The following is a 20,870-nucleotide window of genomic DNA, read 5'->3' as shown; positions in this document are numbered from 1 at the left end:
GCAAACTGAGTGTTGCTTGAACGGTTTCGTTGCCGTCACTTGCGGCTCAAAGCGGCCCTTGAATCGATAATGGCGATGCTGCGCCTGTAACCCGTATTACTGACATTCGCTGCAACTGCATTTTTCGTAATTGTGCACGTTCACGCACTGCAAACAATGCAGTCAGCGCTTGATCAGCAAAAAGTGTGTGCCAAGGTGTAACTTCTCATCGCGGCCATGGTTTGGCGCTCGGTGCCTCCCTCTTGGGAAATTTCTGCCGTAACCCCCCTGCCGGGCAGTGGATGATGGGCGCGGATCACGGTGCTGTCGATCAAATGCAGGTTGTGAGGAACGGCTCCGCTTTGGCTCAAAGTATCCATGTTCGACACCCATAGAAGGCTGACAAGTACAGACCTGACAACACCGCTTCGGCGGATCAACAATTTTGCGCAAAACCGCTTGATTGGGAAGGCCCGTTACCGAAGTCCAAACCCTAGCCGACGTGTTGCTCGGCGACGATTTCCCCAAACTTGTCGAAAAACTTGGCTGAAAGTTTTTTTGCAGTCCCAGCAATCAACCGGCTGCCCAATTGCGCTATTTTTCCGCCGATTGTGACCTTGGCAGTATAGGATAAAACTGTTTCCTCACCCTCCGTGCTAAGATTGACATCCGCACCCCCTTTGGCAAAGCCTGCAGCGCCACCTTTTCCTTCACCGGTCAGGGAAAACTCATCCGGAGCTTTGGAGTTGTCCAACGTCACTTCGCCGCTGAACCGAGCTTTGACGGGGCCGATTTTGAGCACGACTTTGGCCTCCAAGTGCTCGGGAGAATGTTGGATCAGTTCCTCACACCCAGGAATGCACTCTCTCAACACATCCGGATCATTAAGCGCTCGGTACACGACGTCACGCGGAGCAGAGATACGGATTTCGTCATTTAGTTCCATTTGAGAGTCCTTTACTCAACAGCATCTTGGGAAAACGCGAAGTGCGGTCTCGGTCGCCTCTTCCGGGGTCTGTTCCGGCTTCACAGTCCGAAGGGATTGCAACCATCCACGCCATTTTTTCATCATGCGCCGTCTCCTCGGAATTGTCTGAATTCCGCCAGAGGATGATCTCGGCGAGGATCGACAGGGCGATTTCGTGCGGGTCGATTCCATGGATATCCAGACCGGCCGGTGACTTGAGCCGACTGGTTTGCTCAGCGGTCAATCCCTGCGCTTCCAACCTCTCGCATAACACCTTGGCCTTGCGGTGGCTCGCGACCATCGAAACGCGTCGTGCTGGTGATTCAAGCGCAGATTTCAGCGCTGCGCCATCGCCCTTCCCTTGTGAGGCGACCACCGCGAAATCGCGTGGTTCAACCCCCAATGCGTTTAGGTCATTTGGATCAAAACCGATGAATTCCACCGAGCTTTCGGAACCTTCAGGCAAACAAACACGCAACCCGATCAGCGCCGCGTGCGCGGCAAGCGCGTGTGCAATCGTAGACTCTCCGAAAATGATCAAGCGCGGGGCGTGCTGATAGGGTTCGATCAGCAAATCGACCGTTCCGCCCGAAGGACAACCGCTTTTGAAGGTCTCAACACCATCCGGGTCTGTCATCGCCACTACCTTGTCTGAAGGTTTCACGCGGATCATTTTCGGAGTTCCACCCGCAAGTGCCTCCTGCGCCGATGCGCGTACAACGCGCTGCACGCACGCTCCGCCCAGATGCCCCAAAATACAGCCGTCCCGCATGATCACGGCCTTGCCACCTGCCTTGGCCGAAGTTGCGTCGGCAGTGCGAAGGACCGTTGCCACGCAAAAGGCATCGCCCTTTTTGCGCAACTCCTCAATCGTGTCGAAAATGTCGAAACCTGCCATCGACGTGTCCTTTCACAGTTTGCGGAATTCGGGTTCCAACGCCGCCAGCGCGTCGAGCGTGTTGGCCGGCCGGTGCGCATCCAGATAAGGTTCTGCTGCCTGCATAGCGGCGGCAATGGGCTGATAGTCTTTCCATCCTTTAAGAGGATTCAGCCAAACAATCCGCCGCGCCTTGCGCCGAATCCGAGCCAGAGCATCTCCCAGGGCCTCAGGCGACTCGCTGCAATACCCGTCTGAGAGGATCAATACGATCGTCCGCCCGTTCAATGCGCGAGCACCATATCCGTTCAGAAACCTCTCAAGGCTTCCCGAGATGTCGGTCCCACCGCCGAACCCTTCGGCCATCAGCGATAACCGCCCTGCCGCGCGTAACGAGTCGTGGTCGCGCAGCGCATCCGTGACGCGCATCAGGCGGGTATGGAAGAGATAGGCGTCCGCCTCTGTTCCACTGCCGATCAGACCCTTGAGGAAGGCCAGAAAAACCCGCGAATAGACAGTCATCGATCCGCTGACGTCACACAAGGCCACAATCCGCATTGGGCGTGATGGGCGAGCCCGGCGATACAGATCCATCGGCTCTCCTCCTCGTGCGAGGCTGGCGCGTTGTATCCGACGCATATCCAGAGCCGGTCCACGTAACGCTTGTTTCTGTCGACGTGAGCGCCGATCGCGGATCGCACGCGCGATGGCGGTTGCGGCCTGTTCCGCCTGCCGCAGCGCGTCTTCATCCATCAACTCGCGCAAATCCCGGCGCGACAGGTTCGCCGTACGGGTTGCAATCAGCTTCCCGTCTCTCCCCACGGCCTCCCCATCGCCGGGATCGGGTGCGGCGGCCTGATCCGTGCCGGTCTCGGATTCCTGACTATCCTGGCTCTCTTGCTGCCAGATCATCGGCTTGGCGGATTGGACCCGCACATGAGCCGTTTGTGCGGTTCCCGTGCGTTGCTTGCCGGTGTTGAACCAATAGGCTTCGAACAGGTCATCGAACCGCCGCCAATCGTCAGCGTCGCCGGCCAGCAACACGCAAAGTGCCTGCTGGGCCTGTCTGACATCCGTCGCCTCAACCGCCGCCAGCGCGGCCAATGCGTCCCCCGTTTCAGCCGGCCCGACGCGTAGTCCGTTCATACGCAAATGCGCGATGAAACCGGACATTCGTTCCGACAAACCAGATGCGCGCGCGGGGAACCGGGTGACCTGCATTACGCCACCTTTCCGATCAGGCGATCCGTCACCTCGGGCGGAGCAGCGTCGTAGTCGGCAGCGGTTTTCAGAATGCAAACAAGGGTCGCCTGAACCTCTTCGCGGGACTGCGCCATGTCGTTTACACCCAGCCCAGAAAGGGCCGCCGCCCAGTCCAACATTTCGGCAATGCCGGGGGTCTTCTCCAAGTCTTCTTTGCGCAGCGCCTGCACAACGCCAACAATCTGGCGCGCCAGCAGCCCTTCAACTTCGGGCATGCGGGCTTTCAGGATCGCCATTTCCGTTTCACGCGATGGGTAGTCAAGGAAACTATACAGGCAACGACGCCGCAGCGCGTCCGAAAGATCCCGCGTCCCATTCGCCGTCAGGATCACGATGGGCCGCGAACGCGCCTTGATGGTGCCAAGCTCGGGGATCGTGATCTGAAAGTCCGACAAAATCTCAAGCAGATAGGCCTCAAACTCCTCATCCGCCCGGTCGATTTCATCAATCAGAAGAACAGGTGGTTCTTCTTCGCTGATCGCTTCTAGTAAAGGTCGCTTTAGCAAATAGTCATCAGTGAATAGCTGGGCCTCCCTGGTGCCACCCTGTGCCTCGCTTGCACGAATAGCCAGCAACTGGCGTTGGTAATTCCATTCATATATCGCGTGGCTGGCATCCAACCCTTCGTAGCATTGCAACCGGATCAACCGCGCCGCGCGCTGTGCTGCCAACGCCTTTGCGACCTCGGTTTTCCCGACCCCTGCTGGCCCTTCCAACAGCAGCGGACGCCCAAGCAACTGCGCCAGATGAAGCGCCATCGCCAATCGGTCATCGGCAACGTAACCCACTTCGGCCAAGCCTTGCTGAATGTGCTGCAAGCTCATGCAATTCTCCCGGATTGCCGCCGCGCCGTATTCCAGCGCGGCAGCTTTTCCTGTTAGCCGTGCATTCCCAGACCGTTGGCGATCTTCCAGATACGCCAGTGGTCATGCGGCATGTGGCTTTGGACTAGGCCAAACGGACGGAAGGCATCATGCACCGCGTTCGAGAACGCAGGAACGCCACCGACATTCGGGCTTTCGCCAACGCCTTTTGCACCGATCGGGTGGTGCGGAGACGGCGTCACCGTGTGATCGGTGGTGTAGTTGGGCGTCTCCCACGCGGTGGGCAAGAAGAAGTCCATCAACGTACCGGTCTTGACGTTACCCATCTCATCATACGCGATTTCCTGACCCATAGCGATTGCCAGAGCCTCGGTCACGCCGCCATGGACCTGACCTTCGATGATCATGGGGTTGATCCGGGTCCCGCAATCGTCCAGCGCATAGAACTGCCGGACCTCCCATTCGCCGGTATCGACGTCGATCTCCATGACGCAGATATAGGCCCCGAACGGGTAGGTCATGTTCGGCGGGTCATAGTAGCTTACGGCCTCCAGACCGGGTTCCAGCCCCGGAATCGCCTGATTATGTGCGGCAAAGGCGATTTCTTTCATCGTCTTGAACCGCTCAGGCGCACCTTTGACCGAGAACCGATCCACGTCCCATTCGACATCGTCGTCGTGGACCTCAAGCAAGTAAGCCGCGATCATCTGTGCCTTGGCGCGGATTTTGCGGGCGGCCATCGCCGTTGCCGCACCGGCTACAGGTGTCGACCGAGACCCATAGGTGCCAAGCCCATAGGGCGCGGTATCAGTGTCGCCTTCTTCCAGCGTGATGTCATCGGCAGGCAGGCCGATCTCGCTGGCGATAATCTGGGCGAAGGTCGTTGCATGACCCTGACCCTGACTGATCGTCCCCAGCCGTGCGATGGCGGAACCGGTTGGGTGAATCCGGATTTCGCATGAGTCGAACATTCCCAACCCAAGGATATCGCAGTTCTTGACCGGTCCAGCCCCGACAATTTCGGTGAAATGCGTCAGGCCGATGCCCAGCAGTTTGCGGGTCTTTCCGGCTTTGAAGTCCTCGATCCGTTGCGCCTGTTCCGCCCGCAGACCTTCATAGTCCACAGCCTTCAGCGCCTTGTCCCAAGCGGTGTGATAATCGCCCGAGTCATACTCCCAGCCCAGCGCGGACTGATAAGGGAACTGATCGGCCTTGATGAAGTTGATCCGGCGTAGCTCGGCCGCGTCCATGTTCAGCTTGATGGCCAGAACCTCGATCATCCGCTCGATGAAATAGGCGGCCTCGGTCACCCGGAACGAGCAACGATAGGCGACACCGCCCGGTGCCTTGTTGGTGTAAACCCCATCCACAGCCAGATAAGCCGTAGGAATGTCGTAGGACCCGGTGCAGATGTTCATGAAACCGGCCGGGAATTTGGTCGGGTCGGCACAAGCGTCAAATCCACCATGATCCGCTGTGGTGTGGCACCAGAGACCGGTGATCTTGCCATCCTTGGTCGCGGCGATCTTGCCCTGCATCCAGTAATCGCGGGCAAAGGCGGTGGACATAAGGTTTTCCATCCGATTCTCGACCCATTTCACCGGCTGGCCGGTCACGATCGAGGCGACAACCGAGCAGACATAGCCCGCATAGGCGCCAACCTTGTTGCCAAAGCCACCACCGATATCAGGGCTTATCACTCGGATGTTGTGCTCCGCCAATCCCGAGATTAGCGACACAACAGTCCGGATCGCGTGCGGAGCTTGGAATGTACCGTAGAGCGTCAGCTTGCCGGTCACCTTGTCCATCGAGGCAACACAGCCGCACGTCTCCAGCGGGCACGGGTGAGTCCGATGGTAATAGACCATCTCTTCGGCCACGACATCAGCCTCTCCCAGAACAGCCTCGGTCGCGTCTTTGTCGCCCTGTTCCCAGGTGAAGATGTGGTTGTGATGCTTGCGCGGTCCGTGTGCACCCTCGGTCTGACCCGCAAGGTCTTCACGCAGGACAACATCGGATTTCAGAGCCTCGAAAGGGTCGGTCAGGACTGGCAGTTCTTCGTAGTCAACCTCGACCAGTTCTGCCGCGTCCGCTGCAATGTAGCGATTTTCAGCGACGACATAAGCGACTTCCTGGCCCTGGAACAGAACCTTGCCATCGGCCAGAACCATTTGCTTATCACCGGCCAGCGTCGGCATCCAATGCAGACCCAGTGGAGCCAGATCCTCGGCGGTCAAAACGGCAACAACACCGGGCACGGCCAACGCGGCGTCCTTGTTCACACTGACAACGCGAGCGTGGGCATAAGGCGAACGGACAAACGCGCCAAACAGCATCCCGTCCAGCTTGATGTCATCGACATAGTTGCCCTTGCCCTGGGTAAAGCGCACATCCTCGACGCGTTTGCGCGAGCTTCCCATCCCTTTGAGATTGGCGGCGCGCTCTTCGGGGGTCATAGTTTGATCGTTCATTCCGCGGCCTCCTTCTGAGCATTGAGCATGTCAGCCGAGGCTGAGATCGCCTTGACGATGTTCTGATACCCGGTACAGCGGCAGAGGTTCCCCGCCATGCCAAAGCGGATTTCTTCCTCAGTCGGATTCGGGTTTTCCTGCAGCAGGCGATGCGCGCGGGTGATCATGCCCGGCGTGCAGAAGCCGCATTGTAGCCCGTGATGTTCGCGGAACATTTCCTGCAGAACACCCAGGCTGCCATCGTCATTGGTCAGGCCTTCGACAGTGGTAATATCAGCACCGTTAACTTGCGCGACAAAGGTCGTGCAGGATTTGACGGATTTACCGTCGATATCCACGGTGCAGGCGCCGCAATGGCTGGTCTCGCACCCAATATGAGGACCGGTGATTTTCAGATCTTCCCGCAGGAAGTGGATCAACAGCGTGCGCGGCTCAGCCAGACCTTCGACCTGCTTGCCGTTCACGGTGAGTTTGACGTGCATTTTCGACATGAGTGTTTCTCCCCTCAGACCGCACGGCTTTGAGCACGGTCGATGGCGCGGCGCAGCATCACAGCGGCCACGTGTTTCTTGAATTCGACGGGGCCGCGGTTGTCAGCGACCGGGTCGATCGCGTCGAGCATTTCCGACACACAGCCCTCGACATCACCACCCGCCAAAGCACTGCTCGCGCTTTCGGACCAGATGGGTGTGTCGGCCAGATTTGTCATAGCAACTGACGCAGTGCCATTTCCAACCATCACTGCAGCGGCAGCGGTAGCGTAGTCGCCGATTTTGCGTTTTTGCTTTTCGTAGACTTGCCCGACGCCGGATTCGGGGACCGGAATCGAGATGCGTGTCAGGATTTCCTCATCTTCACGGGCGGTGAAATAAGCAGCCTCGTAGAAGTCACGTGCCGCAACGCTGCGGTTACCATCGGGACCGGACAACTCAAACGTGGCGTTCAGGCACTGCATCAATCCCGGCATGTCATTCCCTGGATCCCCATTGGCGACGTTGCCACCAACCGTGCCCATATAACGCACTTGCGGATCAGCGATCTGCAAAGCGGCTTCGCGGATCAACGGAATGGCCGTGGCCAGACCGTCATGGGTGATCAGTTCGTGCTGAGTCACCATCGCGCCCAATGTCACGGTGTCGGACCCGACCTCGATCCCTTTGAGCTCTTCAATCGCCTGCAGGTCGACCAGATGGCCCATCTCGGCCATGCGCAGTTTCATCATAGGGATCAGGCTGTGCCCGCCTGCGATCACGCGCGCCTCGTCTCCGTGTTCCTGTAGAATGCCGATGGCCGAGGCGATGTCGCCTGGCCGGTGATACTCAAAACCGGCTGGTATCATGTTTTTCCTCCCTGGGTCCGAGCGTTATGCCTTGGGGCACCTTGGGTAAGAAAAGAGTGGCTGGCTCAGGCGTTCCAGCCAACGGAAACAGGGCGCGCAGCTTGTTTCACGAAATGCGAATTGGCTGCACGAGATGCGATCAAAGGCCAAGCGCCTCGCGAATGTCTGTTAAACGGGATCGGCTGACCGGTACCTTTGTCAACGCGTCGACGCCGTCGAAATAACAGGTCCCATTATCCTTGTGACGCTCAAAGCTTGAGACGTGCTTTGGGTTCACCAGATAGCTGCGATGGGTCCTTAGAAACCCGTCAGGTTTCAGGTGCGATTCAGCCTCGGTGATCGACCAAGGGCAGAACAGTTTTTCAGCACCCATATAGAGAACGGTATAATGCCCCTCGGCCCGAATGGCGGCGATGCGGTTGGGATCGGCGAAAAAAGTCTGACCCTCGCGCTCGAATGGAACACCGGCACGCAGGGCTGCTGGTTCAACAGTGCGTTCGGGTGTAGGCGCCTCCTTTGGTTCGATGAACGAGATTCCCGTCAGCAGGAACGCTCCGCAAATCAGAAACACCGAAACGGTGACACCCATCGCCAGAACCTGATTGTCCAGCGCAGGTCCCGCGCCACCGGCGCTATCGCTGGCCACGAAATCAGTCAGGCTGGTAGCCACAAAATGCATAGTGAACACGGCCAGCCCAAAGCAGACCGTACCCAAGAGAATATTGCGCTGCGTGCGATTACCATAGGCGACCCAGATGGCCGCAACCGACAGTATCACCGAAGCCAACGTCGCCAAAACCACATCCAATGCATTATAGACGGGACGGCACAGCTGCATTCCGGCCATTCCGATATAGTGCATCACCACGATCCCCAGGCCCACGATCACCCCAGACCCGATCATGATGTGGGGCGTTCGCGAGCGAAAATGCAGCAGCAAAAGCGCCAGTCCAACCATCAGGATCGCGACCAGAGCAGAAATCAGCGTGATCAGAGCGTCATAGTAAAACAGGATCGGCAGTTGCAGACCCAGCATGGCGACAAAATGCATCGACCAGATGCCGCCACCCAGAATGACTGCCGCCAGAGCAACCACAAGCTTACGCCGCTGACTGTCAAGCTGGGATGCACCATGGGTCAGATACAGCCCGGTAAATCCCGCCATCAGCGACACGGCCAAAGAGGCCGCCACAAGCCAGGCGTTGTGCGAATAGTCCAGCATATAGGTGTACCCGCCCTCCCCAGCGCGTGTCTGACGTTAGCAAACTGAAATTCCCGGCACAATCTACTCTGGCCGGACTGCAGCAGCACGCGCAGAGGAATTCGAACCGGTCTCAGCGAGGCTAGCAAAGCTGTCTTGTGTCCGGCACCGAGTTCGCGCCATTCGGCAGCAGCGCCGGAACGTGTCTGCACGAAAATGTCCTGGCTAGAGAGGGATCGCTCTTAGTTAAAGTGATTGCGGATCTAGGCATGAAAGGTGGCGATTACTGGACATTCAATTCAAGTTGCGTCCAAGCAAGCTTCACCGCTAAAGACATTTTGCCTGCCTCCTACGGCTACCGACCTATCCAGACGATCACGATGTAGAGTACGGGCCAGACCGGAGCAAAGATCCAATAGGCCTAAAGGCTACGTGACCAAATAGGCGCTAACGCGTTTGAACACTTCGCGAATAAACTGTCCATCTTCGGATCACTATATCGCCTTGCGACCGGCCACTTGCCTTGTTGTCCAGATCTCAGGCCGTGCCTCAGCCTGCCAACAGATAGGGGATTTTCCTTGTTGAAGCATAGTGCTGACAAATCGGCTGCGCGTCGGCTTCCAATTTTCCTTTTCAAGCAGAAGATAGTTCGCGAAGTCCGCTTCGGGCTGGAAGAGGTAGCTCGCGGCCCAAAGGAGACATTCAACCGCTACCGGTAATGCTGCGGCGCGGCCCGTTAAACCTGCCATTCACCGCGGGAGAGAAATCGCAAGACAGGCAAACTCACAAAATGCGTACCTTCCTGCGCTTCGAAACTCGGACGCTAACAGGTCGAACACATGATTTCGCCCACAGCCCATCGCAGTGACATAATTCTCTAGCTCTCCAGGAGCCATTAACACACCGTTTAAGCCGCATCGCGATACAGCAATGCAGCCGTCGAAGCCGCTGTTCTCATAGTGCACAAGAAGCTTGTGCGACTTCAGAACTACGCGATCAGGTTGTGATCAATCACATCAAAGGAAAATTCATCAACCGTAAACATAGTATCACCGCTTGCGGCCAACTCCACCGCGTCAAAACTCGTGCGGCCCAACGAACCTTGGAAATCACCTTCGGCGGCATCCGCGATCAGCGTGCCCACAAGCTCTCCGTCATCGTAGAACGCAACCTCCACTTCGCCGTTTCCATGACTTTCGTCGAAGCTAAACATGAACTCCACCGCCTCAAGATCCGCGTCCTCCAACGCGATCATCAAGCTTTCATCACCGTCGACTGACCTGGCTTCGCGTCCGAAGATCGGATCGTCGAAGGAATAGACACCTATCGCGCCATGCTTGGTGGCGACAAACTCGAAATTGGTCGGGTCAATCGCATCCACCTTAACACCAACATCCGAAAATTTGAGACTTTTGCGCAGGGGACCAAGCCGGTCGACATCTACAACTTCGCCATCGATGCTCTCGAATGCTGTGGTTCTGAACCACCCATCTGCCTCGAACTCGATCGCCAGTGTCTGTGTGTCGGGCAGAAACAAGCTGGTCAGCATCGGGTCATGATCCGACGCTCGCGCGCTGGTTGCAGCAAATTCCGAATTGACATGAATAATGTCCACCAATGCGCCGGCATACAATCCCTCGGAGACCAGAATATGGTCTAACGATTGGCTGTTTCCCTGAAACTCGAAGGTATAGCGCTCGTCTTCCGGGATATCGTTTGTCAGGTTTACAAGGCTGGTGTTGTTTTCAAGATCGGCCACAGGTGAGACAAATTCGAATTCGTTGAAGTCACCCAATACAACCGCATTGGCCTCAGCACCAAGACCATTGACGAAGTCCTGCACCGCCTGACTCTGAGCCTGACGTTCATCCAGACTGCCATTCACTGTAACATCCTCTTGACGTGCGGAAAAATCTTGTTCGGTCCCCAGAATGGGCGCGGATCCGCCTTTAGAGGAGAAGTGGTTGTTGACCACCGTCACCGTCTCGCCGTTGAAGACGAAATCAGCGACCAGCGGCAGGCGCGCGCCTTCGAACGCTTCGCCGGGACCTTGCCCACCAATGGTTTGTACCGATCCTTCAACCAGCGTGACACGCTCGGGATTGTACAGGAAAGCCGTGCGGATATTGCCGCCGGGCTGACCGCCCGATGTTCCGTCGCCGATGAAGGTATTGTCGATCACCTCATAGGCCGGACCACCTGCGGCAACGATGGCCGCGGCCAGCTCCGCAAGGGTCTCCGCTGCCGAAACGGTTCCGTCATCGACCGAGCCGGAATTGTCCTGCACCTCTTGCAGGCCAATGATGTCGGGGCTGCCCAGGTTGTTGGTGATCTGCGCGGCAATGGCGTCGAACCGCCCATCGGCCACATCCTGATCACCGTCGTCATCATTTGGATCAAGGTTAAGCACATTGTACGTCGCAATTGTCAGTTCATTGGCCGACCCGGCAATGTCGGTCGATTCCGGTTCCAATCCGGCGGATTGAATGTTCGGGGTAAAATCCTTGGTCGGCAGGATTTCGAAGTTTCCGAAACTGTATCCAACCACGCCTGTGACGTCGCCGAGAAGATCACCAACGTTTACCGTCGGGAAGTCAAAGTCGAAAATCCCGCTGTCTTCGTCGATCTGGATTTTTTCGGGGTTAAAGTCATCTGGCGAGATATTCAGCGTGCCGCGCTCGGAAAGACCCGTGGCACCGCTGCCCTGATCGGTAACGGCAAAAATCTCGCCAAACCGGCTGGTTCCGCTGACGGCTTGCAGATCGGTCGCCGTCACGCGCATGCCTTCGAGGCTTTCGAAGAAGTCGATGCCGTCCTGAATGGGTTCGAATGAGGCAAAAGCATCATCGTCGATGCTCTGGTTCGGAACTGCCCGTTCACCCGGATCATTGCCGATCATAACTGCATCTGGCAGGGTATTGCCTGAAGACTGGACTTCAAGATCGAACACATTCGTCAGCTGCGTACTCGACAGGTTTCCGCTGCCTGTACCGCCAGCGAAAAACTCAGCAACTGTTCCACCCACTGAAACTGCATCACCGACAGAAACAGTCGGGCTGGAACCAGTGAACACGAATATCGCGTCTGAGGTGGTATCATCACCGTCACCATCCGGGTCCTGCAAGTAAAACCCGTTGGAATCCACCGCTGTAACAATACCGCTGGTCGAAACCAAGTCGCCAAAAACGTTCGATGTGCCGGCGGGGAGGGTCTCATAAAACTCGGCAACGGTCTGCCCTTCGGCCAGAACAAAATCAGACACATGACCCGCGCCCTGGATCTCGTAGATTGCAACGATTTCGATGTCGCTGGCCGAGACAGACACTTCCACGATAGGGGCGAGGATGCCGTCATATGCCGGGTCATCGGATGTGACAGAATGCTGTATTTCCGCGATCTCGGCCGCCTCGGGCAAATCGTCATCAACCGCTGTCACTGCAACTTGCTGCGGCTGATCAAAATTTGTCACATCAAATACAAGCTCGGCCGGTACGACATCCAGATCAGTGCCCACCGCGATGGTGATTGTGACCGGTTGCGTAGGTGCGACAGACAATGTGACTTCGTATGTATCCGCCATGCCACCTTCATCGGTGGCAAGGTCCAAATCGTTGATTATAACTGAGGGCGACGGTGTGGCATCAGTGACAGTGAAACTCGCCGGTTCGATATCGTCGATCCGTGAATTATCAGTCACCCAGTTTGCCGCGTTGTTGATGGCTGCCTGAAGCTCTGCCTTATTGCCTGTAAGCGGACCATTATAGACTCCGTTGTCGGTCTCGGGAATAGCCACAGCGCTGGTACCCACAGTCAGACCCGCGGGCAGAGCCGAAGTGTTTGAAGAAGTTGCGTCAGCTTCATAACCAGTGCCGTTGAAATGAACAGACGCAACAAAAGACGGCGCGGTCTCGTTCCCCTGGTAGGCATGTATCTGATCCCCGCTTGCAGAGAAGGATGGCCCCGAGAAAGCTGGATTTATTACGGTTCCCGCCGCGATATTTGCAGGTGCCGTCCAGATAAAAACACCCTCAGTACTGCGAAAACCGCCCGCTGCGAGCCAGCCATTGTCAGCAAATCTGATCTCAGTCCCGGCTTCGATGTCAGTCAGGGCAACGAAAGTGAACTCATCAGGGTTGTCAGAATTGAAACCGGTAAACGCAATATCGCCAGCAGCTAAAACGGTCGTCATGTCAGTACCTCTTTATAGATAAGAAAAAAGGCAGCGGCCTACGAGAGACTCACCGCAACACAACCCAAGGTAGCGTAAGCTAGAGAAATTAGTTAAAAAGTTGTGTACAATCGAGCAATACGGCGGAGCTTTGCCGCTAGATATTCGTCAGGCCGTTGCTCACATAAGCAACTGGTGAAAATCGCAATGTTTGAGCAGTTCTAAGTGCAGTCAGTATTTTGTTGGAGTTCATTTTTTATCCGCCAAGAATAGACCATCAACATGGCTGCAACCTAAGTGCCGGCTTTTAACCAAGTTTCGCGCATTGATTGCTTTAAAAATGAAAATAGTAGCCCAAACCAGACACTCAAATGTGCCAAACGGCCCCAACCGGACCCGCAGCCCGTTGACTCCATGCTGCGGCGCGGCCCGTCGAACCTACCGTTCGCTGCGAGCGCAAAATCAAAGGCTGCCTGAACATTCGACATGCGGACCTTGCGGCCATCCGCATTTTTGGCCTGGTGGGCCGCCCGCAGCCCAAAGATGATATACAACAGCGATGTTTGAGTATTCTGGGAAGTTTAACACAGCTCCTATTTAGGATACCTTTTTCGCAAATAGGGCGGCTGTCTTTATGATTCTGAGGATCTTCCCAAGGCCACACCATACCGGCATCGCCCGAAGCGCATTGAATACTGTCTGCAAAGAAACTCTGTGACTTATATCTTATGCCCAGTAAACTCCGGTGTTGTGTGTGTTTCATTAGTTGGTGCGGGAGCTGCGAACGCAGGTGGGTGGAAAGAGGACATCGGAAGAGACGGAAAGTTCAGCGTCGTCGACTGCGCAAAGTTCGGGGCTCAGCGCGGATGATCAGCAGGCGCGGTTCGAAGCTACTGCGCGGGTTATGCAGGCGATTTCTGAGACCAAGGATGACATCCAACCAGTATGCGACTTGATTTTAACGCTGGCAAAAGATCTCTGCGATGCCATTTTTGCTGGTCTGGTTCTCGGGCAAGAAGGGGATGCGCGTCAGCAACTGATTGCCAGCGTCAATCTGCACCCGGATATTCAGCAGCTGTGGCTCGACGGCAAATACACGATGGAGCCAGGCAACTCCATCGTGACGGACACTATTCTCAGCGGTAAGATCAGGCGTGTTGTCGACATGGGCGACACCGATTTCCACAAATCGGGCGATGAGCGCTTTAAACTCATTGTCGACACGCATGGGTGCAGAAGCAATCTGTTTGTTCCTTTGAAAGTGGGTGGCAGTGCAATCGGATGCCTGATGCTGGCACGGGATGAGGTGCGACCGTACTCCGACGATCAGGTCCAGCTGGTTGAAACTTTCGCCGCGCAGGCGGTCATTGCAATTGAAAATGTTCGCCAGTTTAGCAAGTTGCAGGTCCGTCTGGCTCGTGAAGGGGCAACGCGCGATGTGCTGGAGACGATCAGTCGATCTCGGGAAGATGAAGCGCCAGTCTTTCAGACGATCCTGGAAAACACGGCCCGGCTTTGCGAAACAGATGTAGCCACGTTGAGCCTGCTAAATGAGGCAGGAACTCATTTGGAATACGCGGCCCATTTTGGTGATCAATTGGCTACGTACAAGGTCGGCGTTGATCGCTGGTCTTTGGAGTCAAATTTACAAATTGCCGAGTCCGTGCGGGAAGCGCGCGTTATTCACAACGTCGATTTGCGCGAGACAGACCACTACATCAACGGGGATCCTTGGCGCCGGCAACTGGTTGATGAGGAAGGTGTCCGTTCGTTTCTAACGGTTCCTTTGATGTCGGCAAATGGAGACCCCGTCGGTGTCATTGGGATTTACCGGCGTGAAGTGCGGCCATTTACTGAAGATGAAATCTCTTTGGTCGAGGGCTTTGCGGCGCAGGCTGTGATCGCAATAGATAACACCCGTCAAATGAAAGAGCTGCACACCCAGTTAGAACGCCAAACGGCGACGCAGGAGGTACTGAGCGTCATCAGCAAAAGCCGGGACAACGATGCACGCGTCTTTGAAGCGGTGCTGCAGCAGGCCACGGAAATCTGTGACGCGGATCAGGCGGCACTGGTTTTGGTCAACGCTGCAGGAACCCATATTCAATTGGCCGGTGCATGGGGGCACGATAGAACCGACGTCGAATTGGGAGAAGAGTGGCCTCTTGATGGTTCAGTCACGGCGGCGGCGGCGATACGAAATTGCAAGGTTGTACGCGTCGAGGACATCGCCGACACTGAGTTCTACCGCTCGGGTGATCCTACTGCTGTTACAATGGTCGAGGTCGAAGGCATCAGGTCACGGGTTGTTGTGCCATTGATGCAGGGGGAACAGGCGATTGGTGCGATCGCAGTCAGCCGCCGCGAAGTCCGCCCGTTTTCCGATCCCGACGTGCAATTCATTGAAGAGTTCGCCAAACACGCAGTCATAGCGATAGAAAATACGCGCCAATTTCGAGAGGTTCAGGAACGACTTGAGCGCGAAAAAGCATCGCGAGAAATCCTCGAAGTCATAAGCCGTAGCCGCGACGACGAAAGACCTGTATTCCAGAGCATTCTCGAAAACTCCAGCCGTCTGTGCAAAGCGCCACTCGCCTTCTTGTGTATCGCTGATCACGAACGCGGGATCGCAACGATCCCAGCCAATATTGGTGCGAGAATCGATTTTGACGAAGCGCTCAAAAATTTTATGGAGCCACTTACACGCACTGAATTAATTGCGATCAAACCAATGATTGATGGCGAGGTCATTCGCCAGGACGATATCGCGGACGATCCCCTTTACCTCAGGGATCGTGATCCGAAACGGGTTCAGATGGTTGAGATTGAAGGAGCCCGCTCGGTTCTGGCCGTTCCGTTGATGAAGGATGGCACCGGTCTAGGGGTGATCGTGCTCTATCGTCGTGAAGTTGCGCCATTCTCAGACGACGACGTGGCACTGGTCCAAACCTTCGCGGCTCAAGCCGTTATCGCAATGGAAAACGTCCGACAGTTTCGCGAAGTTCAGGATCGCACAGCGGAAGTTACGCAGGCTTTGGAATATCAGACCTCTACATCCGAAGTGCTGCGGGTTATTTCGGCGTCACCAAATGAGTTGGCGCCTGTTCTCGATGCTATCCTCAAAGAAGCGTCGCGCATCTGCGAATTGCAGGATGCCTATGTTGCAATGTTGAACCCCGACGATCAGCTTTTTCATGTTCTTGCAATACTTACGCAGGACACGACCTTTGCGGAATATGTCAAAGCGCATCCTATTTCGCCTGATGAAAGCGGTGTAAGCGGGCGTGCCATACTGTCGAAACGCACCATCTATATCGAAGATGTCGAAACCGAGACGTCTTATACTTGGATGGAGGATAGCGGCGTCGGGGAATATCGGTCCGTGCTCGGGGTCCCGTTGGTCAAAAATGGCGAGGTTGTGGGTGTAATTTCGGTCGGGTCAACCGAGGTTTCGGGATTTTCCACCAAGCAGATTCAGTTGTTAGAAACCTTCGCCGACCAAGCGATTATCGCCATTACAAATGCCAACCTGTTCCGGGAAGTGGAGGAACGCACTGCCGAGGTCGTGCAGTCACTAGAATACCAGACTGCCACGTCAGAGGTTTTAGATGTCATCTCTCGTTCGCCTAACGATCTTCCACGGGTGCTAGATGCAATCCTGGAAGTTTCCTCACGCATCTGCGACCCAGAATATGCATTCTTTGCAATGCGGGATGCTGACGATGGGTTGTACCGTGTGGCCATGTCCCACAACGTGAGTGATGCGTTTCTTAACTATTTGTCAGACAACCCTATTGCCCCAGAGGAAGGCTCGTGCATCGGCCGCACAGCCCTTCATGGCAAGACTGTTTACATAAAAGATACAAGTAAAGATCCAACTTACACATGGAAGGTGGCGGCGGAAATCGGTGATTACCTTACCACCCTCGGCGTCCCCTTAGTCAGCGAAGGCGTGACCGTTGGTGTTATCGTCATGGCGCACCGGAAGCCCGGGGCGTTTAGCGAAAAACAGGTCAACCTGTTAGAGACATTCGCATCCCAGGCTGTGATCGCCATCAACAACACTCGGTTGTTCAAAGAAGTGCAGGCCCGTACAGCAGAAGTTGAAGAAGCGCTCGACTATCAAACAGCCACGTCTGAAGTGCTGGGAGTGATCTCGCGCTCGCCAAATGAACTCGATCCCGTACTCAAAGCTATTTTGCAAGTGGCGGTTCGCATCTGCAAACCCGAGGCGTCTTACGTCGCACTACTGAATGAAGAAACCGGAGTATACGACATTGCTGCGACCCATAATTCCGCCGCAGCTCATTACGACGTCATAACCCGTCAGGTGCTTGTTCCAGACAAGGGCACGACCACGGGACGCGCCGCGCTGACAGGCAAAACGGTGTATATTGAAGATTTTGAGCACGACCCGGACTATGCTTGGAAAGAAGAAGCACTGGGTGCCGGATTTCGTTCGGCTTTAGGGGTCCCACTGGTAAAGGATGGGGTCACGCTCGGCGTGATTTCACTTGCTCATTCGAAAATTGGGGCGTTCTCGGACAAGCAGATAGCTTTGGTTGAAACGTTCGCCTCGCAAGCGGTAATTGCGCTCGGAAATGCGCACCTTTTCGACGAGGTAACAGCCCGAACTGAGGAAGTTGAGGAATCCTTAGCCTACCAGAAAGCCACAAGCGAGGTGCTCGAAGTTATTTCCCGATCTCCTGATGCATTGGAGCCTGTACTGGAGGCGTTGCTGGCCGTTTCGTCTCGCATTTGTCGCCTGCAGGATGCCTTCGTTGCGCTTAAGGCACCCGAAGATGGGAAGTACCATTATTTTGCCGGGCACAATTTGTCGGGCAAATTCGCGGATTTTTTAAAGGCGCATCCTTTTGAGCCCGGGGAAACATCGGCCACGGCACGTGCGCTTCTGCATGGACGGGCCGACTATGTTGAAGATACGCAAGCTGACCCCAATTACGATCCGCTGCTCAAATCCAATCTCGAGGGCTATCGATCCGTCCTTTCCGTGCCACTGATCCGCGATGGTGTCACAATCGGTGTCATCAGCATGGGCAGCCGAATAACTGCGGCTTTCGACGAGAAGCAAATCAAGCAGATGGAGACATTTGCGTCACAGGCGATCATCGCTATTCAGAACTCGCAGCTTTTCAATGACACGCAAACCGCGCTTGCCCGCCAAACCGCCAGTGCAGATGTGCTGCGGGTAATTTCTGAATCCCCAACCGATACCAAACCCGTGTTTGAGAAGATTGTTGGACTGGCAACGACGCTGATAGATTGCGACCTGGCAATTGCTATTCAAGCCAACAAAACCGAAATTTGGCAGGTTGCTGTCGCAACGCCAGCAGGTGTGGAAAAAGTCGAGTGGACGGATCGACTTCCGATTGACCCCGAAGACAACCTGCCGTCCTGGGCAATCAAAAGCGGCAAGACGCTACACATGCCAAATTGGCGCTACGATGAACTACCGCGGCGCGACAAGAAGATATTTCGCGAGAAGGGCTTTAAATCGTTTTTGATGGTGCCCTTGATGCGCGGAAAAGACTGTTTCGGCAACTTGGTCTTTATTCGAAAGACGTCCAAGGTTTTTACCAAAGACGAAGTGTCCATTGCCGAGTCATTTGCCGCTCAGGCCATAATCGCGCTGGAAAATGTACGCCTGTTCAATGAAACTCAGTCTTCCTTGGCACGTCAGACTGCGAGTGCTGATGTATTGCGGGTGATCAGCCAATCGCCCACGGATACAACGCCTGTTTTTGAGGTGATCGTAGATTCCGCGACACGGCTCGTTTCGTGCGACATGGCCGGTGCGGCGTTGTCGGATGAGAGTTTCTGGTGGCAAGTGGCTTTGGCCTCGCCCAAAGGGCTGATACGTGATTTCGGAAGAACTCGGCACCCGCTGGATACGCAAGACAATTTTCTGTCGTCAGTATTGCTGTCTGGAAAAACCATGCATGTGCATGATTTGTCGTCGGGTGACCTGCCGCGGTTGGCAAAGAAGCTTCACGAAGAAAGCGGGTTTGAAGCTTTCCTTGGCGTGCCATTGATGCGCGGAGGCAAATGTCTGGGCGGCCTCTATTTCATCAGGAAATCCAAAACACCCTTCTCGGATGACGATATTGCAATGGCCGAGTCCTTCGCCGATCAATCTGTTATTGCCATCGAGAACGTACGCCTTTTCCGCGAAGCTGAAGAAGCGCGCGAGGCTGCTGAAACTGCCAACGAAGCAAAAAGCGCATTCCTGGCCACCATGTCACATGAGATACGCACGCCCATGAACGCGGTGATCGGGATGAGCGGCCTGTTGATGGACACAGAGTTGGATGCAGAGCAAAGCGACTATGCAAACACCATCCGCGATAGTGGTGACGCGCTGTTGGGTATCATCAACGAGATCCTCGACTTCTCGAAAATTGAAGCCGGACAGATGGATATCGAAAACCATCCGTTCGACCTGCGCGAATGCATAGAAAGCGCACTCGACTTAGTCAGTGGCAAAGCCGCCGAGAAACAACTGGATTTAGCCTATGAGTTCGATGACGCGCTACCACTGGCGATTAGCGCGGATCTGACCAGATTGCGGCAAATTCTGCTGAACCTGCTTTCTAACGCAGTGAAGTTCACCGAAAGCGGCGAAGTGGTTCTGTCTGTTGAACAATCCGCCAAGGTACAGGGATCGCTCGAACTAACGTTCAAAGTCCGAGACACTGGAATCGGCCTATCCCAAAAGGGCATGAGCCGATTATTTCAGTCTTTCAGTCAGGCAGATAGTTCAACGACCAGAAAATATGGCGGCACTGGTCTGGGTCTTGCGATCTCGAAACGCCTTGCGGAACTTATGGGTGGGACCATGTGGGCTGAAAGCAATGGCGAGGGGAGCGGTTCCACCTTTGTTTTCAAGATCCAGGCCAAACCTGCAAAGCCAGTTAAATCGTCTTCTCGCAATCTTGTTGGTGTTCAGCCTGAACTCGAAGGCAAGCGAATTTTGATGGTGGATGACAATGCCACCAATCGTAAAATCCTTTCTCTGCAAACCGAGAAATGGGGCACGCAGACAACGACGTATGGATCTCCGTCAGAGGCGCTGAGCATACTTGAAGAAGGCGTCGAGTTCGATTTGGCCATTCTCGACATGCATATGCCTGACATGGATGGAGCAGAGCTCGCAAAAAGGGTTCGCGCCAAGAAACCGGGCTTGCCACTCATCCTTTTCAGTTCACTTGGCCCGCGCGATATAGACCTTGAGGATGGGCTCTTCGCCGCCAACCTTGCCAAACCTCTGCGCCAATCCCACCTGTTCGATACCCTGGTCACATTGTTCGCGACTGAAAAGGTGCGCGTAGAGCCGTCCAAACCTCAGGGCAAACCACAAACAGATCCGGATATGGCCACACGACATCCACTGCGGATTTTGCTGGCTGAGGATAATTTGGTGAACCAGAAACTTGCGCTGCGACTGCTGGAACAGATGGGCTATCGCGCTGATTTGGCCAGCAATGGTGTTGAAGCGGTCGAAAGCGTCAACCGGCAAACATATGATGTCGTTTTCATGGATGTGCAAATGCCCGAGATGGACGGGCTTGAAGCATCTCGTCGTATCAATAAAGCGCATCCGGATGGCAGTCGTCCTCGCATAGTCGCGATGACCGCGAACGCCATGCAGGGCGACCGTGAGATGTGCCTGAAAGCAGGGATGGACGACTACATCACTAAACCGATCCGCGTATCGGTCCTAATTGAAGCCCTGTTAAATTCCCCCAGAATAAGAAGGTGAT

At 55.3% G+C, this 20,870-nt stretch carries 10 protein-coding genes; 1 reads left to right on the top strand and 9 read right to left on the bottom strand.

The features are described from left to right. Positions 1-472 precede the first annotated feature (472 nt). The 9 genes from ACR3EJ_RS19355 to ACR3EJ_RS19315 all read right to left on the bottom strand — a co-directional run bounded on the left by ACR3EJ_RS19355 (position 473) and on the right by ACR3EJ_RS19315 (position 13,110). Entirely contained in the window at positions 473-925 is a 453-nt protein-coding gene (locus ACR3EJ_RS19355; protein ID WP_170542719.1) for an SRPBCC family protein, read from the bottom strand. Continuing rightward, positions 912-1,844, bottom strand: coding sequence for an XdhC family protein (locus ACR3EJ_RS19350; protein ID WP_480423277.1), 933 nt, complete (start codon positions 1,842-1,844; stop codon positions 912-914). Before ACR3EJ_RS19350 ends, ACR3EJ_RS19355 begins: the two co-directional genes overlap by 14 nt. Positions 1,845-1,856: 12 nt before the next feature. Beyond that, positions 1,857-3,044, bottom strand: coding sequence for a VWA domain-containing protein (locus ACR3EJ_RS19345; RefSeq protein WP_170542720.1), 1,188 nt, complete (start codon positions 3,042-3,044; stop codon positions 1,857-1,859). Continuing rightward, complete coding sequence (locus tag ACR3EJ_RS19340; protein WP_170542721.1) at positions 3,044-3,910, bottom strand: AAA family ATPase; 867 nt, start codon at positions 3,908-3,910, stop codon at positions 3,044-3,046. The genes ACR3EJ_RS19345 and ACR3EJ_RS19340 overlap by 1 nt, the downstream gene beginning before the upstream one ends. A 53-nt stretch (positions 3,911-3,963) precedes the next feature. Then, entirely contained in the window at positions 3,964-6,381 is a 2,418-nt protein-coding gene (locus ACR3EJ_RS19335) for an aerobic carbon-monoxide dehydrogenase large subunit (protein ID WP_170542722.1), read from the bottom strand. Beyond that, positions 6,378-6,872 (bottom strand): (2Fe-2S)-binding protein, encoded by a 495-nt coding sequence (locus ACR3EJ_RS19330; protein ID WP_093963851.1) that lies wholly within the window; start codon positions 6,870-6,872, stop codon positions 6,378-6,380. Before ACR3EJ_RS19330 ends, ACR3EJ_RS19335 begins: the two co-directional genes overlap by 4 nt. A 14-nt stretch (positions 6,873-6,886) precedes the next feature. Then, entirely contained in the window at positions 6,887-7,720 is an 834-nt protein-coding gene (locus ACR3EJ_RS19325) for an FAD binding domain-containing protein (protein ID WP_170542723.1), read from the bottom strand. Between the two features lie 139 nt (positions 7,721-7,859). Then, positions 7,860-8,942: an MHYT domain-containing protein gene (locus tag ACR3EJ_RS19320; RefSeq protein ID WP_170542725.1), complete on the bottom strand. Its 1,083-nt coding sequence runs from the start codon at positions 8,940-8,942 to the stop codon at positions 7,860-7,862. 967 nt (positions 8,943-9,909) lie between these two features. Next, positions 9,910-13,110, bottom strand: coding sequence for an endonuclease/exonuclease/phosphatase family protein (locus ACR3EJ_RS19315; protein ID WP_480423274.1), 3,201 nt, complete (start codon positions 13,108-13,110; stop codon positions 9,910-9,912). A gap of 769 nt (positions 13,111-13,879) precedes the next feature. On the opposite strand from ACR3EJ_RS19315, the gene ACR3EJ_RS19310 reads away from it, so the two are divergent. Beyond that, positions 13,880-20,869 carry a GAF domain-containing protein gene (locus tag ACR3EJ_RS19310; RefSeq protein WP_170542727.1) on the top strand — a complete coding sequence of 2,330 codons (6,990 nt, stop codon included), beginning with the start codon at positions 13,880-13,882 and terminating at the stop codon, positions 20,867-20,869. Position 20,870 lies beyond the last annotated feature (1 nt).

The sequence above is a fragment of the Ruegeria sp. AB11 genome, from assembly GCF_056536325.1.
This window is presented reverse-complemented; position numbering and strand designations above follow the sequence as displayed.